This is a genomic window from Patulibacter sp. NPDC049589, assembly GCF_040675535.1.
In the GTDB taxonomy this organism is placed as follows: Bacteria; Actinomycetota; Thermoleophilia; order Solirubrobacterales; family Solirubrobacteraceae; genus Patulibacter.
Window position 1 is genome coordinate 1 of sequence record NZ_JBFAPC010000045.1, and the last position, 25333, is coordinate 25333.

Sequence of the window (25333 nt, forward strand, 5' to 3'; positions counted from 1 at the left end):
CGGCCATCCCGCAACGGATCGCCTGTTGGGGCACCATGGCTGCGAGTCGCCCCCGGAAGGTGCGAGCGTCCGCTTCGGATGCTCCGCCGCCCGGCGGCGGGCGGCGCTGCGACGGCGGGGCGGGGTCGCCGGCGGCCCGCAGCTCGTCGTACGCGGCGTTGATCAGCGCCATCCGGTCGGCGGCCTCTGCCGACGGCAGGTGGTCGGGGTGCCAGCGCTTGGCCAGACGTCGGTAGGCGGCCGTGACGTCGGCGGGAGCGGCCCCGGCCGCGATGCCGAGGACCTCGTGCGGATCGACGCCGGACGGTACGGCCACGTCGCCCATCGTCGCACGAACCACCCGCCGGTCCCGCCGTCGGAGCGACCGTGGAGGATCGCTACCGCGCGCGGCGAAGCCCCACCCGACCCCATCCTGGCGCTGCCGCGATACCCCGCGGAGCGCCGCCCCGTCCCCGGAGGCCCCGTGCTCCAAGACCTCAAGAAGTTCCTCTTCAAGGACAGCCTGATCGACGTCGCGGTGGCGTTCATCCTCGCCACCGCGTTCGGGCTCGTCGTCAAGTCGCTCGTCGACGACATCCTCATGCCGATCATCGCCGCGATCGTCGGCAAGCCCGACTTCAACGACATCGTCATCAACCTCGGCGACACGCCGCTCAGGATCGGCACCTTCATCACGGTGTCCCTGAACTTCGTGATCATCGGCACGGTGCTCTTCTTCATCGTCCGCGCGATCCAGCGCGTGACGGCCGGCCGCAAGGCCGAGGAGAACACCGCGGGTCCGACGCAGGAGGTCCTGCTGTTGACCGAGATCCGCGACGCCCTGGCGGCGCCGCGGCCGCGCCCGTAGCGACCGGCCCCGGCGTCGCTCCGCCGGCCAGGCGGGGCGTACCGGGACCCGCGGGTCCCGGCGCTAGGCCGGGTCGCCGCCGTCCAGGGCGGGCGGCGGCTGCAGCGCGGACAGCGGCACGTCCCGCAGCAGGCGCAGCACCTGAGGGGTGCGGTCGTCCTGCAGCAGCAGCGCCCCGCCCGGCCAGTACGGGCTGTCGGTGTCGGTCGACTTCACCAGCAGCGGCTCGTAGACCCACGAGCCGCTGTTCCACAGCCACGGGCCGTCCTCGTCCGGGTGCCACGGGCCGAGGGCCTCCTCGCGGGTGAGCGGCCCCAGCCGGTGCACGTGCCCGAACAGCACGTGGTGGGCGCGCGGCAGGACGCCGAGGTCGTCGACGACGCGCAGGAGGCTCGCGAGCCCGGCGCGCTCCAGCCGCCGGTCCAGCCAGACCGAGCCGACGGCGGCGATCCGCTCGTTGCGGGCCTGCGCCGCCGCGGTCTGGACGCCGTCGCGGCCCAGGACCGACTTGCCGAGCGCCCGCGCCAGGCCGCCGAGCCGCTCGACGCCCTCCTCGAAGCCGTCCGGCAGGTCGCGGATCACGAGCGACGCCGCGGCCACGGACGGCGCCCGCGCCAGCTCGTAGGCGTCGGCCGGCCCGAGCTCGTCGGTCGACGACGCGTTCGCGCGCTGCAGCAGCTTCTGGATCGGCGTCGAGGTCAGCCGCGTGTCGAGGTAGTGGCCGTGGTGGGCGTAGACGTGCGGGCCCAGCCACGTGCCCGGGTAGTGCACGCGGATCCGGCCGCCCTTCGGCCGCAGCGCGGTGGTCAGCTCGGCCAGTGGTGCCGTCGCGTCGCGCGGCACCCGCGTCGCGGCCCCGAGCGGCTGCTCGTCGGTGCGACGCCGGCGCAGCCAGGCGCGGATCAGCAGGTGGTCGTGGTTGCCGGGCACGACGACGACCTCTCGCCCGGCCATCGCCTCCCCCAGCCGGCGCAGCGTCGGCAGGCTGTCGGCCAGCGCCCCGGCCGTCCGGCCCTCGAGGAGCTCGACGACGTCGCCGAGCAGCACCAGGCGGTCGACGTCGTCCAGGGCGTCGAGCAGCGCCTCGAGCGCCGCCGGGCGCCGCAACACGTCCCGTCCACCCCGTCCGCCGAGGTGCAGGTCGGAGATGACGAGGGTCCGCATCGGCGATCAAGCATGCCGCACGCGGGGCTCCGGCCACCCCGGCGTGCGGTTCGCGGCCCGCGGACCGGCGGCGGGGCGCCCCTCGGAGTACCATCGCGTGCAGATGGCCAAGCAGCAGCAGCGTCAGATGCGCATCGAGCAACGCGGAGGGCTCGCGGCGATGCAGGAGCTCGAGCAGCGGTCCGACGCGGACCTCCTGCGCGAGAGCAAGAACCGCTCGGCCGCCCGGGCGATCCTCGGCAGCCGCGCCGCGGAGCGCTACGACGCCGCCACGGCCCGCAAGTACTTCCAGGAGGCCATCGCCTCCGCCCGCCCCCAGGAGCGCCCCCAGATCCGGCGCATGGCCGAGGCCGCCTTGGCGCTCGCCGACCGCCGCTCCGGCGACCTGCGCGCCGCGGCCCAGCGCCTCGGCCAGGAGGGCCCGACCGGCCGCCAGCTGTTCCTGCTGCGCCTGTCCGGCCTGCTCGTCCCGCCCGCGTCCGCCGGCTCGTGGCCGCGCTGGCGCGGCGTCCTGCTGATCCTCGTGATCCTGCTGGGCGTCGTCGCCATCGGCACGGGCCTCGCCGCGCTCGTCGCGCTCCCGTTCGGGGGACTCAGCCTCGCCTCGGACATCTCGCTCGGCGTGATCACGCTGGTGGTCGTCATCGGCGTCCTGATCGTCCTCGCCCGGCGTCGCTCCCGCGACGCCGAGGCGAAGCGCGCGGAGCAGACCGCGGCGCAGCGCCAGCCCACCAACCGCGCCGCCCGCCGCCGCGGCTGAGGCCACGCGGCCGGGCGCGTCCCGCGCCTCCGGGCGGGCCCGCTCTCCGGCCTCGCGCGGCCACGACCCGGGCCGGGCGCGTCCCTGCTCGCGGTGTGCGCGGGTTTCCACCCGGCGTCCTCCGCGCCCTATAGCCTCGCGGTGTGCTCGATCGCGACGGGATCCTCCGGACGGAACGGCTCGTCGTGCGTCCCATGGGCTCGGGCGACTTCGACGCCCTGCTGCAGGGCCTGGAGGACCCGGACCGCATCTGGGCCGAGGGCTACCCGCTGGACGAGAGCCTCGTCTCCGCGGCGATGGTCCAGGAGCGCCAGCGCGCGTCGGACTCCGTCGTGCCGGTGCTCGCCGAGGACCCCTGGACGCAGTACCAGATCATCCTCGCGTCCCAGGACGTCGTTGTCGGCGACCTGACCTTCCTCGAGCCGCCGGACGCCGACCGCATCGCGATGATCACCTTCGGCATCGCTCCCGCGTGCCGCGGCAACGGCTACGCGACGGAGATGCTCCGCGCCCTCGTGCCGTGGCTTCGCGCCCGGACCGACGTGCGCGGCATCCGCGCGGACACCGACCTCGTCAACCCGACCAGCCATCAGGTGCTCCGTGCCGCCGGCCTGCGGGTCGTGCAGGACGACGGGGACCGCCAGCTCTACGAGCTGCGCTGGGAGCACGCTGAGCGGATCGCCCGCCCGCGCGTGCCGCGCAGGCCCTGACGTCCGGCCGGCCGCCGAGGGCCCGGCAGGACCGCGCCGTCGCCCGGACTCAGCCCTTCGCGACTGTCGCCTTCGAGATCACGACCGGGGCGTTGGCCACGTCGTTCGGCGGCCCGCCCGAGCCGATCGCCGCGATCCGGTCGACGGTGTCCATGCCCGCGATGACGGTCCCGACGATCGCATACTCCGGCGGCAACCCCGTGTCAGCGCCCGTGACGACGTAGAACTGGCTCCCGCTCGTGCCGTTCGGCTCTGAAGGTGCCTTGGCCATCGCGACGATCCCGCGCGTGTAGGCCGCGTCGGCGGGCGGGGTCTCCTCGACCGAGTAGCCCGGGCCCCCGGTGCCGTCCCCCGCCGGGTCCCCGCCCTGGATCACGTAGTCGGCGACGATCCGGTGGAAGGTGAGGCCGTCGTAGAACTTCGCGGCGACGAGGGACTTGAACGACGCCGTCGTCTTCGGCTGGCGTTTGGTGTCCAGGCGGATCGTGAACGACCCGCAGTTCGTCGTCATCGTGACCGTCCAGCGACCCGACAACCGCGCGGGCTTCGGGGCGGGCAGGTCCGGCTCGCCGCTGCGTGGCTCGGGCTGCGAGACCGTCTTGCAGGTGCCGGTTTCCGCGGCGCTCGTCGTCGTCGGCGCGGCGCCGGCGGTGGTCGACGTCTGGGCGTCGGTGGCCGTCGAGGCGGTCGTGGTCACGTCGTCGCCGCAGGCCGCGAGCCCGGGGACGATCACCGCGGCCGCGAGCAGCGCCACGAGCCGTCCTGCGGTCGCCGGACGGGAGGAGGAGGACGAGAAGGCCACGGCGGGAGCATAGAGCCCGTCGGAACGGGGCGACGCGCTCGCGCGGCCCCGATGGGCGGGGGCTCCCGGGGCCGCCTCTCGCGACGGAGGTCCGGGGTCCCCGCGATACTTCCCGCGTGCGTTCACGGACCCCCGACGTCGCCCCCGGTGGCTCCGCCCCGGTCGCCCCCGCGCCCGACGCGCGCTCGCGGCGGATCACGCTGGTGGTCAACCCCTCCGCCGGCGGAGGCCGCGGGGCGCGTACGGCGGCGGTCGCGGCCGCCCGGCTGACCCAGCGCGGGGTCCGCGTCCGGACGGTCTCGACGCGCGACGCCGAGCACGCCGCGCAGGAGGCCGACGTCGCCTTCGACCGCGGGGACGCCGCGGTCGCGGTGGGCGGCGACGGGATGCTGCGGATCCTCGCCGGGCGGGCCGTCCTGCGCGACGACGCGGTCGTCGGCCTGCTCCCCGCCGGCCGTGGCAACGACTTCGCGCGCTTCCTCGGCCTGCCGACCGACCCGGTCGTCGCCACCGAGGCCCTGGTCGACGGCATCGAGGCGGTGTTCGACACGGGCCTCGTCCGCGACGCCACGGGTGCTGAGCGGACGTTCCTCTCGATCGTCTCCGTCGGCTTCGACGCGGAGGCCAACCGGATCGCCAACGCGGCGCCCGGCGCGCTCGGTGGGCTCGTCTACGTCTGGGGCGCCGTCGGTGCGCTGGCCGGCCTGCGGCCCGTGCCCCTGCGCCTGACCGCGGACGGTGTAGAGCGGTCGACACCCGTCCTCCTGCTCGCGGTCGCCAACGCGGGGGCCTACGGTGGGGGGATGCACATGGCGCCCCACGCCTCGGTCGGAGACGGCGTGCTCGACGTCGTCCTCGTCCCCCACCGCGGACGCCCGGACCGCTGCGACTGGCGCGACCGCCTGCGGATCCTGCGCTTCCTCCCCCGCGTCTTCCGCGGCACCCACGTCCGCGCCCCGCACGTCGAGGTCTCGCACGCCCGCACGCTGCGCGTCGAGGCGGACGGGCCGCTGGTGGCCTACGCCGACGGCGACCCCGTCGGGATCCTGCCGCTCGAGATCTCGACGCGCCCGGCGTCGCTGCGGATGATCGTGCCGGCCACCGGTGGCCTCCGCCCGGGCGTCGACCGGCCCGCCGGGGTGGCCGCGTGAGCGCCCCCGCCGTCTCGCCCCGCACCGGCGTCCCCCTGTCGGCGGCGGTCGCCACGGCGCGCCTGGCCGGCCGCGCGGCCCGCCTGGCCGGCAAGGGCGGCACGAGCCTGCCCGGCAAGGTCCTGACCCGCATGCGTCCCGACGCGATCGCGCGCATGTCGGACCGCCTGGACGAGGGCTCCGTCGTCCTCAGCGCCACGAACGGCAAGACGACGACCGCGGCCCTGGTGGCGTCGATCCTCGAGCAGCACGGCACCACGCTGGTCCACAACCGGCAGGGCGCGAACATGGCCGGCGGCATCGCCGCGTCGCTGCTCGGCTCCTGGCGCCACGGCCGGCCGACCGGCGCGCTGGGGCTCTTCGAGGTCGACGAGTTCTGGCTCGACGGTCTCGTCCGGTCGCTGCGTCCGCGGGTCGTCCTGCTGGCGAACCTCTTCCGGGACCAGCTGGACCGCTACGGCGAGCTCGAGGCGATCGCCGACCGCTGGCACGAGATCGTCGCTGACGACGCGGCGCGCACCGCGTCGACCGGCGAAGCGGGCTTCCGGCTCGTCCTCGGTGCCGACGACCCCGCCGTCGCCGACCTCGGCATCGAGCGCGACGACGTCCTCTACTTCGGCGTGCAGGACGTCGCGGTCGCCCGCGGCGTCGCCGACCACGCGTCCGACGCCACCACGTGCCGCGTCTGCGGCGCGTCGTACGTGTACACCGCGTCGTTCGTCGGGCACCTCGGCCACTACGCGTGCCCGTCCTGCGGCCACCGCCGCCCGACCCCGCAGATCACCGCCGAGCGCGTCGTCCTGCACGGCACCCGCGGCTCGACGGTCGACCTGCGCCTGCCGGACGCGACGGTCACCGTGGACCTGCACCTGCCGGGCCTCTACAACGTCTACAACGCGCTCGGCGCGGCGGCGCTCACCCACGCCCTCGGGGTGCCGGCCGCGACGATCGCCGCGGGCCTGACCTCGACCGCCGCCGCCTTCGGGCGCGCCGAGACGGTCCGGGTCGAGGACCGCGAGCTGCAGCTGCTGCTCGTCAAGAACCCCGCCGGTGCGAACGAGGTCGCCCGCACCCTGGCGCTCGCGGACGGCGAGCTCGACCTGCTGGCCATCCTCAACGACCGGATCGCCGACGGCCGCGACGTCTCCTGGGTGTGGGACGCGGACCTCGAGGCGATCGCCGGACGCGTCCGCCACGTGACCTGCGGCGGGACGCGCGCGGCCGAGATGGCCGTCCGCTGGAAGTACGCCGGGGTCGCGTCGTCCCGGATCGCCGTCGTCACCGACGGCGTGGCCGCCGCCCTCGACCACGCCCTGGCCGCCGCCCCGGAGGACCCCGCCGTGCCGATCCACGCGATCCCGACCTACACCGCGATGCTGGAGCTCCGCGAGGAGCTCGTCCGCCGCGGCGCCGCGAAGGGATCGTTCGCATGAGCGGCGCCCGCGACCTCGCCACCGGCCCCCCGGCGTCCGTCGGTGCGGGGCAGCCCGAGGCGGTCGACCCCGACCTCGACCACATCCGCTGGCACGACCTCGAGTGCGGCGGCTACAAGGCCGACCTCGCGCTCTGGCGCACGCTGGCCGACGAGCAGCTGGCCACCGGCGGCGAGGCGGCGACGCGGGTCCTCGACCTCGGCAGCGGGACGGGGCGCGTATCGCTCGACCTGTCCTCGCGCGGTCACCGCGTCCTGGGCGTCGACGTCGACCCGGTCTTCTGCGCGGAGCTCCGCCGCCGGGCGGCGCTGCGGCACCTGTCCGCGGCGGCGGCGGTCAGCGACGCCCGCGAGCTCCGGCTCGGCGAGCGCTTCGCCCTGATCGTCGCGCCGATGCAGACCGTCCAGCTGCTCGACGGCCCCACGGGCCGCGCGGCGCTGCTGCAGGGGATCCGCGAGCACCTCGCGCCCGGCGGCGTGGCGGCGATCGCGATCGTCGAGGACGTCGAGCCGTTCGGGGCCGACGAGGCCGCGCACCTCGCGCCCGACATGAAGGACCACGGCGGCACCGTCTACGCGAGCCGCCCCGTCGGCGTCACCGTCGACGACGGCCGGATCGTGCTGGACCGCGTGCGGGAGATCGTCACCCCCGTCGGCGACCGCCGGGTCTCGAGCGACCGCACCGTCCTGGACGTCCTCGACGCCGACGGGCTCGAGGACGAGGGCCGCGCCGTCGGCCTGCGGGTCCTGCCCGCCCGCGAGGTCGTCGCGACCGAGGAGCACGTCGGCAGCCGCGTGGTGATGTTCGGTGTCTGACGGCGCGCTGCGCATCGCCGCGCTCTACCCCGACCTGCTGAACATCTACGCCGACCGCGGCAACCTGCTGATGCTCGAGCGGCGCTGCGCGTGGCGCGGCATCGGCTTCGAACTGACGCGGTCGACGATCGGCGACGAGCTGGACCCCGACGCCCACGACCTGCTCTACCTCGGCGGCGGCCAGGATCGCGACCAGCAGCTCTGCGCCGTCGACCTGACGACCGTCAAGCAGGACGCCGTCCACGCGCATGCGGCGCGCGGCGGGGCGATCCTCGCGGTCTGCGGCGGCTACCAGCTGCTCGGGCACCACTACGCGCTGGAGCCCGGCGTGACGCTCCCGGGCGTGGGACTGCTGGACCTCCACACCGAGCGCGGCGAGGGGCGGCTGATCGGCAACGTCGCCATCGAGGTCGACGGCCGGACGCTCGCGGGCTTCGAGAACCACGGCGGCCGGACGATCCTCGGCCCCGGCCAGGAGCCGCTCGGGCGGGTCCTCGCCGGGCACGGCAACACCGGGTCCTCCGGCTTCGAGGGCGCGCGGACGGGCAACGTCGTCGGCACCTACCTGCACGGGCCGCTGCTGCCGAAGAACGCGTGGTTCGCCGACGAGCTGATCGCGTCGGCGCTCGGCGTCGACGCCGCGGACCTGCCGCCGCTGGACGACCGGCTCGAGGACGCCGCGCACGCGAGCGCGCGGCACGCCGCCGGCGTGTAGCGGCGTTCCCGCGGCCGGGGGGCGCGTCGTCGGCGGCGGCCGCGATCGGCCGGTCGCCGGCGCGGGGCTCGCCTGTCCCTACGACGCCCGCGAGGGCGTCACCTCCCCGCGCACGACCGTGTGCGCGATCAGGTCCATGCCCGGGCGGTAGACCAGGTGCGTCGGCGACGGGGCGTCGAGGACGACCGCGTCGGCGCGGGCCCCGAGGCCGAGGTGGCCGACGTCGGCGCGGCGCAGCGCCCGGGCGCCACCGAGGGTCGCGGCGGTCAGGGCCTCCGCGACCGTCATGCCCATGTCGCGCACCGCGAGGGCGAGGCAGAACGCCATCGACGACGTGTAGCTCGAGCCCGGGTTGGTGTTCGTCGCGATCGCGACCCGCGCGCCGGCGTCGAGCAGCCGCCGCGCGTCCGGGTACGGCTGCCGGGTCGAGAAGTCGGTGGCCGGCAGCAGCGTCGCCACGGTGTCGGACGCGGCGAGCGCGTCGACGTCGGCGTCGGTCAGGTAGGTGCAGTGGTCGACGGACGCCGCGCCGAGCTCGCAGGCGAGCCGCACGCCCTCCCCGAAGCCGAGCTGGTTGCCGTGCACGCGGAGCCCGAGCCCGGCCGCCCGGCCGGCCTCCAGGACGCGGCGCGACTGCTCCGGGTCGAAGGCTCCTTCCTCGCAGAAGACGTCGATCCAGCGGGCGGACGGCGCGCAGGCGTCGAGCATCTCGCCGCAGACGAGGTCGACGTAGGCATCCGGCCGGTCGGCCCACTCGCGGGGCACGAGGTGGGCGCCGAGGAAGGTGACGTCGTCGGTCAGCGCGGCGGCGGCCTCGCAGATCCGGCGCTCCGTCGCGACGTCGAGGCCGTACCCGGACTTGATCTCCAGGTGGGTGATGCCGCACCGGCGCGCCTCGGCCAGCCGCGCCCGCGCCAGCGCGGTCAGCTCGTCGGTGCTCGCCGCGCGGGTCGCGTCGGTCGTCACGTTGATGCCGCCGGCGACGTACGGCGCGCCGGCCATCCGCGCGGCGAACTCGTCGCCCCGGTCGCCCGCGAACACCAGGTGGGTGTGGGAGTCGACGAAGCCCGGCACGACGCAGCAGCCGGCGGCGTCCAGGCGCGCGTCGGCGGCGACGGTGCTCCCGGCGTCGAGCACCGCCGCCACGACGCCGTCCTCGAGGACCAGGGCGACGTCGCTGCGCTCGCCGACCTCGGGGTCGTTCGAGACGAGCAGCCCGATGCGGTCGACGACGAGGGAGCGTGGCGTCGCGGTGGGGGGTGTCGCGGGGCCCGGCGTCCCGGAGTCCGGTGTCCCGGAGTCCGGCGACCCGGCGCCCGGAGGCTCGGCGTGCGGCGTCATCGGGCGATCGCCTCCCCCAGCTCGCGCGCCACGTCGATGGACACGTGCGCGCCGTTCCGCACGACGCGCCGGCCGCCGACGACGACGTCGCGGACGTCGGCCGCGCCGGCGCTGAACACGAGGGCCTCCGGCGGCGTGCCCGCGGTGCGAACGGAGTCGAGGGCCACGGTCGCGAAGTCCGCGAGGGCGCCGACGCCGATCCGGCCGCCGTCCTCCCACCCGAGGCACCCGTAGCCCCCGCCCGACGTGGCCTCCAGCAGCGACGCCGCGGCGTGGTGCCCGCGGACGCCGGTGACGAGGCGCTCGTCGAGCTCGATCGCGCGGGCCTCCTCGAAGAGGTCGATGACCGCGTGCGAGTCGCTGCCCACCGCCAGGCGGGCGCCGGCGTCGGCCAGCCGCCGTGCGGGGCCCACGCCGTCGGCCAGGTCGCGCTCGGTCGTCGGGCAGAGGCAGACGGTGGCGGCGCCCAGTCGGGCGACGTCGGCGTCCGTGAGGTGGGTCGCGTGGACAGCGGTGAAGGTGTCGGAGACCGGCAGCACCTGGGTCGGGGTGCCGCCGTGCCGCGCGAGGCAGTCCTCGTTCTCCGCCGGCTGCTCGGAGACGTGGGCGTGCAGCGGGCGCGTCCCGGCCCACGCCGCCACGACCGCGGCCTCGTCGGGGTCGACCGCGCGGATCGAGTGGATCGCCGCGCCGATGCGGGCGAGGTCGTCGTCGGCGAGGGCGGAGACGCGCTCCGCCCAGGAGTGGACGTCGGCGTCGCGGAAGCGGTCGATCCCGCCGTGCAGGTAGCAGGCGTCCAGCAGCGTGATGCGGATCCCGGCCTCGGCGGCGGCGGCGATCATCGCGCGGCCGGTCTCGTTCGGGTCGGCGTACGGCCGGCCGTCGGGCGCGTGGTGGACGTAGTGGAACTCGCCGACGACCGTGATCCCGGCGAGCGCCATCTCGGCGAAGGCCGCACGCGCGATCCGGAAGAGGCGGTCGGGGTCCAGCGTCGTGGCCAGCGCGTACATCTGCTCGCGCCACGTCCAGAACGAGCCGGTGCCGGTCTGCGTGTGGCCGCGCAGCGCCCGCTGGAAGGCGTGCGAGTGGGCGTTCGCCAGGCCCGGGATCGTGAGGCCGCGGAGGACCTCGTCGCCCGCGCCCGCCTCCGCGGCGCCGGGCGCGACCGCGGTGATGCGACCGCCGGCGACGTCGAGCGCGACGGGCCCGGCCGAGACCTCGCCGTCGACCCACGCGCGCTCGCACCAGTAGCGCTGCGCCGAGCTCACGATCGCACCCGGGCGATCGAGCCGACGCCACGCCCCACGACCGAGGAGCTCACGAGCCGACCCGCGAGCTCGGGATCTACGACCGAGGAGCTCACGAGCCGACCCGCGCGGTCAGCGCCTCGGCCCGTTCGACGAACGCCGCCCTACGGTGCGCGTCGAACTGCGCCCAGGTCGAGAACGTCGTCGGGTCGCGCACGCGGTCCAGGAACACGATGCCGTCGAGGTGGTCGACCTCGTGCTGGAACGTCCCGGCGGTCAGGCCGCGCCGCATCTCGTCGTGCGGCACGCCGTCGCGGTCCAGCCACGAGACCTGCACCGCGACCGCGCGGTCGACGTCGCCGCGCAGGTCCGGCACCGAGAGGCAGCCCTCGTTGATCGCGAACGTCTCCTCGCCGACCGGCTCGAGCGTGGGGTTGACGATGACCGTGAGCGGGATCTCCGGCTTGTAGGGGTAGCGCGGGTGGTTCGGGCGGACCTCGATCACCGCGACGCGGCGGAGGTCGCCGACCTGGTTGGCGGCCAGGCCCGCGCCGCCGGCCGCCCGCATGGTGTCGACGAGGTCGTCGACGAACCGCTGGAACGCCGGAGAGGCGAGCTCTTCGGGCGTGACCTCGCGGGCGCGCTCGCGCAGGACCGGGTCGCCGACCGCGACGATGGGCAGCACCGACACGGTCCTAGCCCTCCGCCATCGGGATCCGCACGCCGCGCTCCCGCGCGACCTCCAGCGCCCGCTCGTAGCCCGCGTCCGCGTGCCGGATCACGCCCATCCCGGGGTCGTTGGTGAGCGCGCGCTCGAGCTTCTGCGCGGCCAGCTCGGTCCCGTCGGCGACGCAGACGATCCCGCTGTGGATCGAGCGTCCGATCCCGACGCCGCCGCCGTGGTGCAGCGACACCCACGTGGCGCCGGACGCGGTGCCGACGAGGGCGTTCAGCAGCGGCCAGTCTGCGATCGCGTCGGAGCCGTCGAGCATGCCCTCGGTCTCGCGGTAGGGCGAGGCGACCGAGCCGGAGTCCAGGTGGTCACGGCCGATCACGATCGGGGCCGACAGCTCGCCGGAGGCGACCATCGCGTTGAACCGCAGCGCCAGGCGGTGCCGCTCGCCGTAGCCGAGCCAACAGATGCGGGCGGGCAGGCCCTGGAAGGCGACGTGCTCGCCGGCGGCGGTGATCCAGCGGGCGAGCTCCTTGTCGTCCGGGAACTCCTCCAGCACCGCGCGGTCGGTCGCGGCGATGTCCGCCGGGTCACCGGACAGCGCGACCCACCGGAACGGGCCCCGGCCCTCGGCGAACAGCGGCCGCACGTAGGCCGGGACGAAGCCCGGGTAGTCGAAGGCGCGCTCGAAGCCGCCGAGCTTCGCCTCCGCCCGGAGGGAGTTGCCGTAGTCGAAGACCTCGGACCCGGTGTCCTGGAACCCGACCATCGCGGCGCAGTGCGCGGCCATCGCGCGACGGGATCGGACGACGTACTCGTCGGGGTCCGCGGCGCGCAACGCGTCGGGGTCGTCCACGGTGTCGGGGACGTAGCCGTCGAGCGGGTCGTGGGCGCTGGTCTGATCGGTGACGATGTCGGCCGGGAAGCCCAGCCTCAGCAGCTGCGGGAAGACGGTCGCGGCGTTCCCGACGAGACCGACCGACAGCGGCCGGCGCTCCGCCTTGGCGGCGATGCAGCGCGCGACGGCGTCCTCCAGGGTGCTCGCCTGCTCGTCGAGGTAGCGCTCCTCGATCCGGCGCTGGAGGCGTGCCTCGTCGACCTCGACGCACAGCGCTACGCCGTCGTTGAGGGTCACCGCCAGCGGCTGCGCGCCGCCCATGCCGCCGAGCCCCGCGGTCAGCGTGATCGTGCCGGCGAGCGAGCCGTCGTGGTTGCGCCGCGCGATCTCCGCGAGGCACTCGTAGGTGCCCTGCAGGATCCCCTGGGTCCCGATGTAGATCCAGGACCCGGCGGTCATCTGGCCGTACATCGTCAGGCCCAGTTCCTCCAGCCGGCGGAACTCGTCCCAGGTCGCCCAGTCCGGGACGAGGTTGGAGTTGGCCAGGAGGACCCGCGGGGCCCACTCGTTGGTGCGGAAGACGCCGACCGGCTTGCCCGACTGGACCAGGAGCGTCTCGTCGTCGGCGAGCGTCTTCAGCGTCCGGATGATCGCGTCGTACGCCTCCCACGAGCGCGCGGCGCGCCCGGTGCCGCCGTAGACGACGAGGTCCTCGGGGCGCTCGGCGACCTCCGGGTCGAGGTTGTTCATGAGCATCCGCATCGCGGCCTCCTGCGGCCAGGAGACGCAGGACAGCTCGTTCCCGCGCGGGGCGTGGATCGGGTGGCGGGACGGCGTGGTCATCGGGTCTCCAGGGTCAGGGAGCCGGTGGCGGTCTCGGCGGCACGGCGGACGTGTCCGCTGGCGACGAACGCCACCGCGGCGTCGATCTCGGGGGCGAGGAAGCGGTCGGGCCCGGGGCCCGGGACGGTGGCGCGCAGCGCGTCGATCACGGCGGCGGAGGCGGGCCCGGGAACCAGCGGCGCCCGCAGCTCGATGCCGCGTGCGGCGGTCAGGAGCTCGATCGCCAGCACGCGGGTCAGGCCGTCGACGGTGCGGCGGAGCTTGCGCGCCGCCGACCAGCCCATCGACACGTGGTCCTCCTGCATCGCCGAGGAGGGGATCGAGTCGAACGAGGCCGGCACGGCCAGCCGCTTCAGCTCGGAGACGATCGCCGCCTGCGTGTACTGGGCGATCATCAGGCCGGAGTCGACCCCGGGGCTGTCGGCGAGGAAGGCGGGCAGGCCCGCGTTGCGCGAGGCGTCGAGGAAGCGGTCGGTCCGCCGCTCCGCGATCGACGCGACGTCCGCGGCGACGATCGCCAGGAAGTCCAGGACGTAGGCGACCGGCGCGCCGTGGAAGTTCCCGTTGGACTCCACACGGCCGTCGGCCGTGACGACCGGGTTGTCGATCGCGGCGGCCAGCTCGCGGGACGCGACCACCGCGGCGTGCTCGACCGTGTCCCGCGCGGCCCCGGCCACCTGCGGCGCGCAGCGCAGCGAGTAGGCGTCCTGGACCCGCGTGTCCTCGGGCCCGCGGTGGCTCGCGACGATCGGGCTGTCCGCCAGGACCGCGCGCATGTTGGCGGCCGAGACCGCCTGGCCGGCCTGCGGGCGCAGCGCCTGCAGGTCCGCGGCGAACACGCGGTCGGTGCCGAGCAGGCCCTCGACGCTTATGGCCGCCGTGACGTCCGCGACGACCAGCAGCTCGCGCAGGTCGTGGATCGCCAGGAGCAGCATGGCGAGCATCCCGTCGGTCCCGTTGATGAGGGCCAGGCCCTCCTTCTCGCGCAGGACGACGGGCGCGATCCCGGCGGCGCCCAGCGCGTCCGCCGCGTCGCGGAGCACCCCGTCGGCGTCGCGCACCGGACCCTCGCCCATCAGCGCGAGCGCGCAGTGCGCGAGCGGCGCCAGGTCGCCGGAGCACCCGAGCGAGCCGTGCTCGTGGACCACCGGCGTGACGTGCGACGAGAGCAGCGCGGCGTAGGTCTCGGCGACGACCGGCCGCACCCCGGTCCGGCCGGTGGCCAGGGTGGAGAGCCGCAGGAGCATGAGCGCCCGCACCACCTCGGTCTCGACCTCCGGCCCCGACCCCGCCGCGTGGCTGCGGATCAACGAGCGCTGCAGGTCCGCGCGGCGGTCCTCCGGGATGTGGCGCGTGGCCAGCGCGCCGAACCCGGTCGACACGCCGTAGTGCGGGGTCGCGTCGGCGGCGAGCGCCTCGATGACCGTCCGCGATGACGCGATCGCGGCGAGGGCTCCGTCCTCGAGCACGACGCCCGCCCCGTGCCGGGCGACCCGGACGACGTCGTCGGGGGACAGCGGTCCGCGGCCGACGACGACGTGCTGCTCGGTGCTCACCCGGGCTATTCAAGGCGATCGGGGCCGCGCCGACCAGCGACTGGTCGCGCTTGTGTCTCGTATCTGAGACAGTCCCCCGGTGGCGAACGCCCCCGCCGCGCGGCACGCGCTGCGCCTCCTCCGTCTGCTGGCCGCTCACGCGGCGCCGATGCCCGCCAGCGCGATCGCCCGGGAGCTCGAGCTGCCCCGCTCGACCGTCTACCACGTGCTCTCGGTCCTGCGCGAGGAGGGGTTCGTCGTCCACCTGCCGGCGGAGCGCCGCTACGGGCTGGGGGTCGCGGCCTTCGAGCTCGGCTCGGCCTACGCGCGTCAGGAGCCGCTGCGGCGCGTCGCCGCCCCTGCGCTGGCCCGGATGGTCACGGCGACCGGCCACAACGGCCACTTCGCGGTCCTTCACGGCACCGACGTCCTCTACGTCATCGAGGAGCGCGCCCCCGGACGCCCGAGCCTGGTCACCGACGTCGGCGTGCGCCTGCCCGCCCAGCTGACGGCCAGCGGCCTGGCGATGCTCGCGGGCCTGTCCCCTGCGCAGGTCGGTGCGCTCTACCCCTCGCGGGCGGCGCTCGTCCTCCGGGAGGGCCGGGGCCCTCGGTCGCTGACCGAGCTCCGGCGGGAGCTGGTCCGCGTGCGCCAGGACGGGTTCGCGACCGAGCAGGGCTCGGTGACGGAGGGCTTCGCCTCGGTCGCGGCGGCGGTCCTCGATCACCGCGGCCACCCGGTCGCGGCCGTCGCGCTCACCTACCGGGAGCGCGAGGTGCGGAGCCCCGAGACCCGCGCGGCCCTCGCCGCCAGCACGATCCGGGCGGCGGGGCACATCTCGCGCGGCCTCATCGGCCGGGCCGACGGGCCCTGAGGGTCACGCACCCAGGGCCCGCTCCGGGGTCTCGTCGGAGCCGGACTACTCGGCGGGCTTGGCCAGGTCCGCGATCGTCTTCAGGCCGTACTTGTCGGCCGTGGCCTGGGTGACGACGATGGCGTCGCTGTCCTGGGCGGCGGACTTCTCCAGCGCGACCAGGTTCGACGGCAGCGCGGCCTTCAGCGCCGTGTAGACGTCGTCGGACGACGTCGCCGTGGCGTTCTTGTCGAGGTAGGTCAGGATCGTGCCGCTGTACTCCGGGAACAGGTCGAGCGAGCCGCTCTTCAGGGCCGGGTAGTACTTCTCCCGGCTGCCGATGTTCAGCTTGGTCTTGATCGTCGCGCCCTGGGCCTTCAGGGCCTCGGCGTAGATCTCGGCGAGGACGACGTTCTCCGGGAAGTTCGCCGAGCCGACGGTCAGCTTGGTCCCCTTCGCCGACGAGCCGGTGGCGGACAGGCCGTTGGCGGACAGCCACCCCTTCGCCACGGCGTCGGGGTCCTGCTTGTCGACCTGCACCTTCGACACGAGGTCGCCGAGGCCGGTGGTCGTCAGCTTGGCCGAGATGCCGTTGAGGACCGTCTCGACGCCGTCGGTGACCTTGGCCTTGTTGATGATCGGCAGCACGTCCTGCGCCGCGAAGTTGTTCTTCGGGTCGGCGAGGATCACGAACTTGTTCGCGGCGATCGACGGGTCGGTCGTGAAGAGGTCGGCCGCCTCGATCTGGCCGTTCTTCAGCGCGTTGACGGTGACCGGTCCGCCGGTGTCGGTGACGGTGTACTTGCCGAACGACACGCCGTAGTTCTTCTGCAGACCGGGGAGGCCGTCGGCCCGGGTCTTGAACTCGGGCGGACCGCCCATGATCAGCTTGCTCGCGATGGTCGTGGTCGAGCTCGAGGACGAGCTGCTGGTGCTGTCGTCGGAGTCGCTCGAGCCGCAAGCGGACACGCCGAGGGCGAGGGCGGCGGCTACCGCGGTGGTCGCCAGGATCCTGGTGTTCATCGGTGCTCCATGGGGTGGTTGGGACTGCGGAAGGCGTGGTCGCCGGGAGGTGGTGGCCACGAACGGTGGGATGAAGAGGACGACGGCGGTCGGGCTCCGGAAGCCGGTGCCGGCGCGCCCCTGGAGGTGCGGCGCGCCGGCGACGGGGTCACTTGGCGGGCTTGGCCAGGTCCCCGATCGACTGCAGGCCGAACTTGTCGGCGGTGGCCTTCGTGACCACCACGGTGTCGCTGTCCTGCGCGTCGGACTTGTCCAGCGCGATCAGGTTGGACGGCAGCGCGGCCTTCAGCGCCGTGTAGACGTCGTCGGGCTTGGACGCCGTCGCGTTCTTGTCGAGGTAGGTCAGGATGGTGCCGCTGTACTCGGGGAAGAGGTCCAGCGAGCCGCTCTTGAGGGCCGGGTAGTACTTCTCGCGGCTGCCGATGTTCAGCTTGGTCTTGATCGTCGCGCCCTGGGCCTTCAGGGCCTCGGCGTAGATCTCGGCGAGGACGACGTTCTCCGGGAAGTTCGCCGAGCCGACGGTGAGCTTCGTGCCCTTGGCGGACGAGCCGGTCGCGGACAGGCCGTTGGCCGACAGCCACCCCTTCGCGACGGCGTCGGGGTCCTGCTTGTCGACCTGCACCTTCGACACCAGGTCGCTCAGGCCGGACGTGGTCAGCTTCGCCGAGACGCCGTTCAGGGTCGTCTTCACGCCGTCCGTCGCCTTGGCCTTGTTGATGATCGGCAGGACGTCCTGCGCCGCGAAGTTGCTCTTCGGGTCGGCGAGGATCACGAAGTCGTTCGCCTTGATCGCCGGATCGGTGCTGAAGATGTTCGCGGCGTCGACCTGGCCGTTCTTCAGTGCGTTCACCGTGACCGGCCCGCCGGTGTCGGTGACCTTGAACTTCCCGAAGTCGACGCCGTAGTTCTTCTGCAGCCCGGCGAGGCCGTCGGCGCGGGTCTTGAACTCGGCCGCACCGCCGAAGATGAAGGTGCTCGCGATGGTCTCGGAGGACGCCGAGGACGAACCTTGCGTGCTGGGGCTGTCGTCGGAGCTGCTCGAGCCGCACGCGGACACGCCGAGAGCGAGGACGGCGGCTGCGGCGCCGGTGGCCAGGATCCTGGTGGTCATGTTCGTTCCTTGTGGTCGTTGCTGCGGTGGAAGGTCGGTGTCCTCGGGTGCGCCCCCGCCCGGGACGGCGCGTCGCGGCAGGGGTCAGGCATGGGCCCCGTCCGCCTCGGTGACGGCGGCGAGCCGTGAGTCCGGCCCGGCGGCGACCTGCTCCGTGGAGAACCGCCCGGTGACGCCGCGGGACACGACGTAGCGCTGGATCGTCGCCAGCACGAGGTCGGTGACCAGGGCCAGGGCCGCCACCAGGACGCCCCCGCCGATCATCTGCGGGTAGTCCTGCTGGGCCAGGCCGTCGTAGATGAAGCGGCCGAGGCCGCCGAGCGGGAGGTAGGAGGCGACGGTCGCCGTGGCGATCAGCTGGAGGGCGGCGCTGCGGACCCCGGAGAAGATCAGCGGCAGGCTGATCGGGAGCTCGACCCGGAGGAGCACCTGCGGTCCGGTCATGCCCATCCCGGACGCGGCGTCCCGGACGCCCGGGTCGACGTTCTGCACCCCCGCGAAGGTGTTCGCCAGGATCGGCGGGACGGCGAGGAGGACCAGGACGATCTCGGTCGGGATCAGGAAGCCGGTGTCGGTGCGCCCCTGGAAGTGCGGCGAGATGATCACGGTGAGCAGGACGAGGACGCCGACCGTGGGCAGCGCGCGCAGGGCGTTCGCGCCGGCGATCAGCCAGCTGAACCGCCCCGTGTGCCCGATGAACAGGCCGAGGGGCAGCGCGATCAGCAGGGAGATCGCCAGGGCGATCCCGCAGAACCGGATGTGGGCCAGCAGTTGGGTCAGGATGCCGGTGTCGAACTTGGTGTCGGTCCAGTGCGACGAGTCCGTCAGCCAGCTGATCACGTCGGCGATCACGAGCGGACCGCCCGTCGCCAGGGGGTGAGCCACCGGTTGAGGCCGATCACCGCGAGGTCCAGGACGATCGCCAGCAGGACGCAGAGGACGATGCCCAGCACGATCGGCGGGTAGTAGGCGTCCGGCGTGGAGAGCTGGAACCCCTGGGTGAAGAGCTGGCCGAGGTTCGACATGCCGATGGTGCCGGCCACCGCGACGATGCTGACGTTGGAGACCACGGCGACCCGCAGGCCGGCGGCGATGACGGGGACCGCGATCGGCAGCTCGACCTTGAAGAACCGCTCGAGCGGCCGGAAGCCGAGCGCCGTGGCGGCCTGCACCGTGTCGTCGGGCACCGAGGCCAGGCCGTCGGCCACGACCCGGACGAGCAGCGCGACCGAGTAGACGGTCAGGGCGATCGGCACCTGCAGCGGGTCGAGCGTGTCCAGGCCCAACAACGGTGGGACCAGCACGAAGAGGGCGATCGACGGGATCGTGTAGAGCAGGCCGGTGATCGAGATGATCGGCGGGTAGGTCCAGCGGTAGCGGCGGGCGACCCACCCCAGGGGGAGCGCGATCAGCAGCCCGACCACGACCGGCACGACCGACAGCCAGGCGTGGGACCAGAGCAGGCGCAGGTCCTCGCTGCTGTGGTCGAAGAAGTAGCCGACGAAGTGCAGCGGCGACGAGCTGGAGCTGTCGGCCAGGGCGGTCACGGCTGGCGCTCCGGCTGACGGGCCTCGATCAGCGCGAGGACCTCCCGCGCGGTCACCGTGCCGACGAGCGCGCCGCCGTCGTCGACCACGACGCCACGGCCGGACGGCGAGGACAGGCAGGCGTCCAGCGCGCCCCGCAGGGTGCCGCCCTGCGTGGCCAGGGTCCCGCCGCGGTAGAGCAGCTCGTCGATGACGGTGCTGCCGGCCGGGAAGCTCGCCCCCAGGTCGAGCCAGCCCTGCGGGGCCCCGGCACCGTCGACGGCCAGCAGCCAGTCGTCGGTGTCGCTGCCGGCCGGGATCGGCGCCCCGAGGGCGACGGTCGGCTCGCCGTGCGTCGACAGGGTGCCCGCGGTCGCGAAGCCGAGCGCGCGGTAGCCGCGGTCGCGGCCGACGAAGCCGGCGACGAACGCGTCGACCGGGCGGCTGAGGAGCTCGGCCGGCGTGGCGAGCTGCGCCAGGTGGCCGCCGACCCGCAGCACCGCGACCTGGTCGCCGAGCTTGATGGCCTCGTCGATGTCGTGCGTGACGAACACGATCGTCTTGCCGAGCTCCTGCTGCAGGCGCAGGAACTCGTCCTGCAGCTGATCGCGCACGACCGGGTCGACCGCGCTGAACGGCTCGTCCATCAGCATCACCGGCGGGTCGGCGGCCAGCGCGCGGGCGACGCCGACGCGCTGCTGCTGCCCGCCGGACAGCTGGGCCGGGTAGCGCTTGGCGAAGTGCGCCGGCAGCCCGACGCGCTCGAGGAGCTCGAGCGCCGTCCTGCGGGCCTCCTTCTTGTCCGTCCCGAGCAGGTACGGCACGGTCGCGATGTTGTCCACGATCGTCCGGTGCGGGAACAGCCCGGCGTGCTGGATGACGTAGCCGATCCGGCGCCGCAGCTCGTGCGTCGCCATCGAGGCGGTGTCGCTGTCGTCCAGCCAGATCGTGCCGGAGGTCGGCTCGATCATCCGGTTGATCATCCGCAGGCTCGTGGTCTTCCCACAGCCGGACGGGCCGACCAGGACGGTGATCTGCCCCGAGGCCGCGACCAGCTCCAGGGCGTCGACGGCGACCGTGCCGTCCGGGTAGCGCTTGGTTACCGCGTCAAACCGGATCACGTGCCGGTCTCCTGTCCTGTGGTGTCGGCCGGCGGAGCCGAGCCCAGTTGCCTGCTCAAGGTGCGTGCTTCGCCGGCGAGGATCGCACCGTAGCGATGCAAAGTCGGATTGTCGATCCGATAACTGGGTCCGAGGAGGCTCATCGCCGCCGCGACCCCGCCCGGTCGCAGGATCGGCGCGACGATCGCGGTGACGTCCGGCTCGAGGCGATCGCGCTCGGCGACGTAGCCGGTCGCCGGCACGTCGCCGGCCAGCGCCTTCCCGACCGCGAGGTTCGCCGTCGGGAAGGACCGGCCGACCCAGCTGGTGTGGCGCACCGCGTGGGTCCCCTCGACCATGGCGATGTAGATCGCGGTGTCGTCCGGCCCGGCGATGCTCAGGTACGCCGACTCGCCGGTGGCGCCGACCAGCCGGTGCAGCGCCGTCTCGGCGATCCGGACGAGGCTCTGGCGGCCGAGCGCGAGCGCGCCGAGCTGGATCAGCCGGGATCCGGCCCGGAAGTTGCCCGCGTCGTCGCGGGTCACGAAGCCGGAGCCCTCCAGCGTCCGCAGGAGCCGCAGCGCCGTGCTCGGTGGCAGCCGGGCCCGGCGTGCGCACTCGGACAGCCCGATCGAGTCCTCGGCGCAGACCTCGGCGAGCAGCGCCAGGGCCCGGTCGACGGTGCGGGTGGTTCCCGCGGTGGCCGTCGCCGTCATGGCTGGGTCCTACCCGCCTTCCATGGTGTAGAAACGTCTTGCCATGGAGCGGGATCCTTCCACGCTCCGGGCCAACGCGCAATACGCCGTCCACGCACTCGTCCACCACCCTGGAGCACCGTTGATCGTCATCGATGGGTTGAGCCTGACCGTCGCCGACATCGCGCGGGTGGGCGCCGAGGGCGCCACGGGACCGCAGGGGCTCCAGATCGCCGAGTCGGCGCGCGCCGCGGCCGCAGGATCCAGCGCGTTCGCCCATCGCACCGCGCTGGAGCGCCCCATCTACGGCCGCTCGACCGGCGTGGGCGCCAACCGCAACATCCCGTTGGTCGCCGGCGACTCGGGCCACACGGCGGCGGCGCTGCTGCGCAGCCACGCCACGTCGGCCGGGCCGCTCCGCTCGCCCCGGCGGGTCCGGGCCATGCTGCTGGTGCGCCTCAACCAGCTCGCGGCGGGTGGCAGCGGCGCCGATCCGGCGCTGCTCGACGCCGTGGTGGGGCTGCTGGAGTCCGGTGCGCTGCCGCCGGTGCGAGAGCACGGCAGCATCGGCACGGGAGACCTCTCCGCGCTGGCGGTGACCGCGCTGACGCTGCAGGGCGAGCTGCCGGTCGGATCGACGCCGCGCTTCCGGTTCCAGATCTCCGACGCGCTGCCGTTCATCAGCAGCAACGCCGCGGCGATCGCCGACGCCGCCCTGGCGCTGGCCGAGCTGCAGCGGCTCGCCGACGCGGCGCTCGTCGTGGCGGCGCTGACGTTCGTCGGGGTCGACGGCAACGGCGAGGCGTTCTCCGAGGCCGTGGAGCACGTGACGCCGTTCCCCGGGGCGCAGCGCGTCTGCGCGGCGTTCCGGTCGCTGGTGGACGGGCACGCGCAACCGACCCGGATCCAGGATCCGTTCGGCCTGCGCGTGCTGCCGCAGGTCCACGGGGTGTTCTTCGACGGCCTCACCGCCCTGGAGCGGGTGATCGTGCTGATGGCCAACGCGCCGTCCGAGAACCCGGTGCTGTCGCCGGAGATCGGGATGGCGCACCACGGCGGCTTCCACGCCGCCTACCTCGCCCAGGCGCTCGACGCGGTGGCGCTGGCCGCCGCGCAGTCGGCCCAGCTGTCCCTCGCCCGGCTGAAGATGCTCACCGAGCCCGCGCTGACCGGCCTGCCGGCGTTCCTCGGCGACGGCACGCCGGGGGCGTCCGGGATCATGATCGTCGAGTACGTCACGGCCTCCGCGGTGGCCGGACTCCTCGCGACCCCCGCGAGCCTGCAGAGCGTGACGCTGTCGCGCGGGGTCGAGGAGGACGCGAGCTTCGCGTCGCTCGCGGCGGTGAAGGTCCTGCAGGCGGTCGGGCTCTACCGGACGGCGCTGGCCGGGGAGCTGGTGGCCGCGGTGCGCGCGATCCGGCTGAAGGGCGGGAGGCTCCCCGAGGCGCTGACCGGGGTGGGGAGGGCGGCGGACGTCCTGGACCCCGAGATGGAGGATCGCGACCTGACGGCCGACATCGCCTCCGCGGAGCTCCTGCTCGACGACCTCGTTCCGCTCCCGTCGGCGGGCGGCCGCGGCCCGTCGGCGTAGAGGTGCTCCGCCGGTCTTCGGGCGACCCTCGGCCTGCGTCGCGGACGAGGGCGCGTCAGCGGCCGGTCGACCCGAAGCCGCCGGCGCCGCGCGCCGTCTCGTCGAGGGCGTCGGTCTCCTGGACCTCCGGCAGCGAGACGGGGACGATCAGCAGCTGCGCGATGCGCTCGCCGGGAGCGGCCTCGAACGTCGCCTCGCGGTCGGTGTTCAGCAGCAGGACCTCGAGCTCGCCCCGGTACCCGGCGTCGACGATGCCCGGGGTGTTGACCATCGTCAGGCCGTGGCGGGCGGCGAGGCCCGACCGCGGCGTCACGAACCCGGCGAATCCCTCGGGGATGGCGACGGCCAGGCCCGTCGGGACGCTCGTGCGCTGCCCCGGGCCGAGGCGGACCGCCTCCACGCAGCAGAGGTCCAGGCCCGCGTCGCCCGGGTGCTGGCGCACGGGCAGGACGGCGTCCGGCCGCAGGCGGCGGACGGCGAGCGGGGGCACGGTGGGAGGCGTGAACACGCCGCGCAGGATCGCAGAGGCCTCGGGTGACCAGCCGGCGGCGGGTCCGCGGTCGGCGGCGGGGCGGACCCCGGCGGGGCGGCGCGAGGTCGGCGGGGTCGGCGGGGTCTCGCCCGGCCGGGGCTCAGGCGCGGACGCCGTGCCCCGCGTCGCGCAGCGCGACGACGGCCGCGTCCAGGTCGTGGGCGCGGACCAGGACGTAGTCGGTGTCGAACGTCGAGAGCGCGAAGATCGGGATGCCGGCGACCGCCAGGGGCGCGGTCAGGCGCGTGAGGATGCCGACGAGCGCGAAGTCGAGCGGGCCGGCGACCCGCAGTGCGCGCCAGGGACCCTCGTGCCGGACGTCCGTCGGGACCTCCGCCGCCGGGCAGACGATCGACAGCTCGTCGGCGGTGCGGACGATCGCCGTCAGGGGGCTCGACGTCCGCGGCAGCCACGCCGGGATCGGCGCGTCGTGGTTGAGCCGGCAGACCTGCAGGTGCACCGCCAGCACGTCCAGGAGCAGGGCGCGGCCGGAGCCGTCGACCGGTGCCGGGTCCGCAGGGACGCCGTCCGAGGTCGGGGACGGGCCGCCGGCGGTGGTCGCCGCCGCGTCGTCCGTGGACGGGGCGGCGGGGTCGCTCACCGGTCGCCGTCGGTCGACGGGGCGAGCGGCTGCAGGCGGAAGCGGTCGTACTTGCCGGCGAGGGCGCGCGGCACCCGGGCGCGGACGAGGACGCCGTCCGCGCGGTGCTCCTGCTCGAGGTCCCCGGCGAGCTTGTGCAGCTCGTTGAGCAGCTGCCCCTCGGCGTACGGGAGCAGCAGCTCGATGGGCTGGAGCGTGGCCTCGAACTCGTCCTCGATCCGGCCGGCGAGCGTCCCGATGCCCTCCCCCGCGCCGGCGGCGATCTGGACGGCGTCGGGGAACCGCGCCCACAGCTCGTCGCGGCGGTCCTGGTCGATCAGGTCGATCTTGTTGAGGACCAGCACGTGGACGTTGTCCGTCGCGCCGATGTCCTTCAGGACGTCGTTCACGGCGACCATGACCGCGGCCATCTGGTCGTCGGGCGCGCTGGCGTCGACGACGTGCAGGACGAGGTCCGCGATGACGGTCTCCTCGAGCGTGGCGCCGAAGGCCTCGACGAGGTGGTGGGGCAGCTTGCGGATGAACCCGACGGTGTCGGTCATCAGGTAGGTGCGGCCGTTCCAGCGCAGCTCGCGCGTCGTCGGATCCAGCGTGTGGAAGAGGCGGTCCTGCACGCCGACGGTGGCGCCGGTCAGCGCGTTCAGGACGGTCGACTTGCCGGCGTTGGTGTAGCCGGCCAGCGCGACGTTCGGGATGTGCGACGACCGCGCGCGCTCGGCGCGCATGACGCGGCGGGTGCCCTTCACGTCCTCCAGGCGGCGGCGCAGCTTGGTGATGCGGTCGCGCGCCAGGCGGCGGTCGGTCTCGATCTGCGTCTCGCCCGGTCCGCGGGTGCCGACGCCGCCGACGCCGAGGCGGTCGAGGTGGGTCCACAGACCCCGCATGCGGGCGAGGTTGTACTGCAGCTGCGCCAGCTCGACCTGCAGCTTGCCCTCGGACGAGTTGGCGTGGACGGCGAAGATGTCGAGGATCAGCGCGGTGCGGTCGAGCACCGGCATCTCGAGCGCGCCCTCGATGTTGCGCTCCTGCCGCGGCGACAGCTCGTCGTCGGTGACGACCATCGTCGCCCCGACCTCGCCGCAGAGCTTCTTCAGCTCCTGGAGCTTGCCCTCGCCGACGTACGTGTTCGGGTGCGGCTGGTCCAGGTGCTGGACGAGCTGCTCGACGACCTCGACCCCGGCGGTGCGCAGGAGCTCCCGCAGCTCGCTCAGGTCGTCGCCGGTCTCGAGGACGCCGACGATCACCGCGCGCTGCTCCGCGGCCTTGCGCTGCTGGTCGAAATCCGTCGCGTGGGTGGTCTCGAAGCCCCCCACGGAGTACTGAGGCTGGTCGTCGTCGCTGATAGGCACTGCCACCCATGGTACGCCCCGTGGGTAGGCCGTCCGAAACGATCGCGTCGCGCCCCCGCCGGGCGGCGGCGGTTCGAT

At 74.4% G+C, this 25333-nt stretch carries 26 protein-coding genes; 9 read left to right on the forward strand and 17 right to left on the reverse strand.

The window, feature by feature from the left end; translation table 11 throughout:
• The coding region (locus AB0L40_RS10670; protein ID WP_364353341.1) for a J domain-containing protein at window positions 1-316 on the reverse strand (316 nt) is incomplete at its 3' end.
• 147 nt (window positions 317-463) lie between these two features.
• On the opposite strand from AB0L40_RS10670, the gene mscL reads away from it, so the two are divergent.
• A complete protein-coding gene (mscL, locus tag AB0L40_RS10675; protein WP_364353344.1) occupies window positions 464-847 on the forward strand; it encodes a large conductance mechanosensitive channel protein MscL in 384 nt (127 codons plus the stop codon).
• A gap of 63 nt (window positions 848-910) precedes the next feature.
• Here the strand turns inward: mscL and AB0L40_RS10680 are convergent, their stop codons facing one another.
• Window positions 911-2011 carry a metallophosphoesterase gene (locus tag AB0L40_RS10680; protein ID WP_364353347.1) on the reverse strand — a complete coding sequence of 367 codons (1101 nt, stop codon included), beginning with the start codon at window positions 2009-2011 and terminating at the stop codon, window positions 911-913.
• Window positions 2012-2114: 103 nt separating this feature from the next.
• Between AB0L40_RS10680 and AB0L40_RS10685 the strand changes: the two genes are divergently transcribed.
• Together AB0L40_RS10685 and AB0L40_RS10690 are read left to right on the forward strand one after the other, a co-directional pair.
• On the forward strand, window positions 2115-2771 hold the full coding sequence (locus tag AB0L40_RS10685) for a hypothetical protein (RefSeq protein ID WP_364353350.1): 657 nt from the start codon (window positions 2115-2117) through the stop codon (window positions 2769-2771).
• Window positions 2772-2914: 143 nt separating this feature from the next.
• Complete coding sequence (locus AB0L40_RS10690; RefSeq protein WP_364353353.1) at window positions 2915-3481, forward strand: GNAT family N-acetyltransferase; 567 nt, start codon at window positions 2915-2917, stop codon at window positions 3479-3481.
• A gap of 49 nt (window positions 3482-3530) precedes the next feature.
• Here AB0L40_RS10690 and AB0L40_RS10695 read toward each other — a convergent pair whose 3' ends face one another.
• Window positions 3531-4283, reverse strand: a complete 753-nt coding sequence (locus AB0L40_RS10695) for a peptidylprolyl isomerase (RefSeq protein ID WP_364353355.1) — start codon at window positions 4281-4283, stop codon at window positions 3531-3533.
• A gap of 116 nt (window positions 4284-4399) precedes the next feature.
• Here AB0L40_RS10695 and AB0L40_RS10700 point away from each other — a divergent pair, with 116 nt between their 5' ends.
• The 4 genes from AB0L40_RS10700 to AB0L40_RS10715 are packed head-to-tail and all read left to right on the forward strand — an operon-like array spanning window position 4400 to window position 8397.
• Window positions 4400-5434: a diacylglycerol kinase family protein gene (locus tag AB0L40_RS10700; RefSeq protein WP_364353358.1), complete on the forward strand. Its 1035-nt coding sequence runs from the start codon at window positions 4400-4402 to the stop codon at window positions 5432-5434.
• Window positions 5431-6867 (forward strand): MurT ligase domain-containing protein, encoded by a 1437-nt coding sequence (locus tag AB0L40_RS10705; protein ID WP_364353361.1) that lies wholly within the window; start codon window positions 5431-5433, stop codon window positions 6865-6867. The genes AB0L40_RS10700 and AB0L40_RS10705 overlap by 4 nt, the downstream gene beginning before the upstream one ends.
• On the forward strand, window positions 6864-7682 hold the full coding sequence (locus tag AB0L40_RS10710; RefSeq protein ID WP_364353364.1) for a class I SAM-dependent methyltransferase: 819 nt from the start codon (window positions 6864-6866) through the stop codon (window positions 7680-7682). Before AB0L40_RS10705 ends, AB0L40_RS10710 begins: the two co-directional genes overlap by 4 nt.
• Window positions 7675-8397 carry a glutamine amidotransferase gene (locus AB0L40_RS10715; RefSeq protein WP_364353367.1) on the forward strand — a complete coding sequence of 241 codons (723 nt, stop codon included), beginning with the start codon at window positions 7675-7677 and terminating at the stop codon, window positions 8395-8397. The genes AB0L40_RS10710 and AB0L40_RS10715 overlap by 8 nt, the downstream gene beginning before the upstream one ends.
• A 78-nt stretch (window positions 8398-8475) precedes the next feature.
• Here AB0L40_RS10715 and hutI read toward each other — a convergent pair whose 3' ends face one another.
• From hutI to hutH, 5 genes are all read right to left on the reverse strand, one after another.
• Entirely contained in the window at window positions 8476-9738 is a 1263-nt protein-coding gene (gene hutI, locus AB0L40_RS10720) for an imidazolonepropionase (protein ID WP_364353370.1), read from the reverse strand.
• On the reverse strand, window positions 9735-11006 hold the full coding sequence (locus tag AB0L40_RS10725; RefSeq protein ID WP_364353373.1) for a formimidoylglutamate deiminase: 1272 nt from the start codon (window positions 11004-11006) through the stop codon (window positions 9735-9737). The genes hutI and AB0L40_RS10725 overlap by 4 nt, the downstream gene beginning before the upstream one ends.
• Before the next feature lie 91 nt (window positions 11007-11097).
• The gene (def, locus tag AB0L40_RS10730) at window positions 11098-11670 is read right to left on the reverse strand and encodes a peptide deformylase (protein ID WP_364353376.1); all 573 of its coding nucleotides are present in this window, start codon (window positions 11668-11670) and stop codon (window positions 11098-11100) included.
• Window positions 11671-11680: 10 nt separating this feature from the next.
• Window positions 11681-13339 (reverse strand): urocanate hydratase, encoded by a 1659-nt coding sequence (gene hutU / locus AB0L40_RS10735; RefSeq protein WP_364353379.1) that lies wholly within the window; start codon window positions 13337-13339, stop codon window positions 11681-11683.
• A complete protein-coding gene (hutH, locus tag AB0L40_RS10740; protein ID WP_364353382.1) occupies window positions 13336-14895 on the reverse strand; it encodes a histidine ammonia-lyase in 1560 nt (519 codons plus the stop codon). The genes hutU and hutH overlap by 4 nt, the downstream gene beginning before the upstream one ends.
• Before the next feature lie 79 nt (window positions 14896-14974).
• On the opposite strand from hutH, the gene AB0L40_RS10745 reads away from it, so the two are divergent.
• On the forward strand, window positions 14975-15748 hold the full coding sequence (locus AB0L40_RS10745; protein ID WP_364353385.1) for an IclR family transcriptional regulator: 774 nt from the start codon (window positions 14975-14977) through the stop codon (window positions 15746-15748).
• A gap of 45 nt (window positions 15749-15793) precedes the next feature.
• Here AB0L40_RS10745 and AB0L40_RS10750 read toward each other — a convergent pair whose 3' ends face one another.
• The 6 genes from AB0L40_RS10750 to AB0L40_RS10775 all read right to left on the reverse strand — a co-directional run bounded on the left by AB0L40_RS10750 (window position 15794) and on the right by AB0L40_RS10775 (window position 21203).
• Window positions 15794-16750: a glycine betaine ABC transporter substrate-binding protein gene (locus AB0L40_RS10750; RefSeq protein WP_364353388.1), complete on the reverse strand. Its 957-nt coding sequence runs from the start codon at window positions 16748-16750 to the stop codon at window positions 15794-15796.
• A gap of 148 nt (window positions 16751-16898) precedes the next feature.
• Window positions 16899-17861 carry a glycine betaine ABC transporter substrate-binding protein gene (locus tag AB0L40_RS10755; protein WP_364353391.1) on the reverse strand — a complete coding sequence of 321 codons (963 nt, stop codon included), beginning with the start codon at window positions 17859-17861 and terminating at the stop codon, window positions 16899-16901.
• Window positions 17862-17945: 84 nt separating this feature from the next.
• Window positions 17946-18746 carry an ABC transporter permease gene (locus tag AB0L40_RS10760; protein WP_364353393.1) on the reverse strand — a complete coding sequence of 267 codons (801 nt, stop codon included), beginning with the start codon at window positions 18744-18746 and terminating at the stop codon, window positions 17946-17948.
• Window positions 18710-19330 carry an ABC transporter permease gene (locus tag AB0L40_RS10765; protein ID WP_364353442.1) on the reverse strand — a complete coding sequence of 207 codons (621 nt, stop codon included), beginning with the start codon at window positions 19328-19330 and terminating at the stop codon, window positions 18710-18712. Before AB0L40_RS10765 ends, AB0L40_RS10760 begins: the two co-directional genes overlap by 37 nt.
• Before the next feature lie 74 nt (window positions 19331-19404).
• Window positions 19405-20508 carry an ABC transporter ATP-binding protein gene (locus tag AB0L40_RS10770; RefSeq protein ID WP_364353395.1) on the reverse strand — a complete coding sequence of 368 codons (1104 nt, stop codon included), beginning with the start codon at window positions 20506-20508 and terminating at the stop codon, window positions 19405-19407.
• Entirely contained in the window at window positions 20505-21203 is a 699-nt protein-coding gene (locus tag AB0L40_RS10775; protein ID WP_364353398.1) for a helix-turn-helix domain-containing protein, read from the reverse strand. Before AB0L40_RS10775 ends, AB0L40_RS10770 begins: the two co-directional genes overlap by 4 nt.
• Before the next feature lie 43 nt (window positions 21204-21246).
• On the opposite strand from AB0L40_RS10775, the gene AB0L40_RS10780 reads away from it, so the two are divergent.
• On the forward strand, window positions 21247-22773 hold the full coding sequence (locus tag AB0L40_RS10780) for an aromatic amino acid lyase (RefSeq protein WP_364353401.1): 1527 nt from the start codon (window positions 21247-21249) through the stop codon (window positions 22771-22773).
• Between the two features lie 55 nt (window positions 22774-22828).
• Here the strand turns inward: AB0L40_RS10780 and dut are convergent, their stop codons facing one another.
• The 3 genes from dut to hflX all read right to left on the reverse strand — a co-directional run bounded on the left by dut (window position 22829) and on the right by hflX (window position 25255).
• Window positions 22829-23281, reverse strand: a complete 453-nt coding sequence (gene dut, locus AB0L40_RS10785) for a dUTP diphosphatase (protein WP_364353404.1) — start codon at window positions 23279-23281, stop codon at window positions 22829-22831.
• Window positions 23282-23405: 124 nt separating this feature from the next.
• Window positions 23406-23906, reverse strand: coding sequence for an ACT domain-containing protein (locus tag AB0L40_RS10790; protein ID WP_364353407.1), 501 nt, complete (start codon window positions 23904-23906; stop codon window positions 23406-23408).
• A complete protein-coding gene (gene hflX, locus AB0L40_RS10795; protein WP_364353409.1) occupies window positions 23903-25255 on the reverse strand; it encodes a GTPase HflX in 1353 nt (450 codons plus the stop codon). The genes AB0L40_RS10790 and hflX overlap by 4 nt, the downstream gene beginning before the upstream one ends.
• Window positions 25256-25333 lie beyond the last annotated feature (78 nt).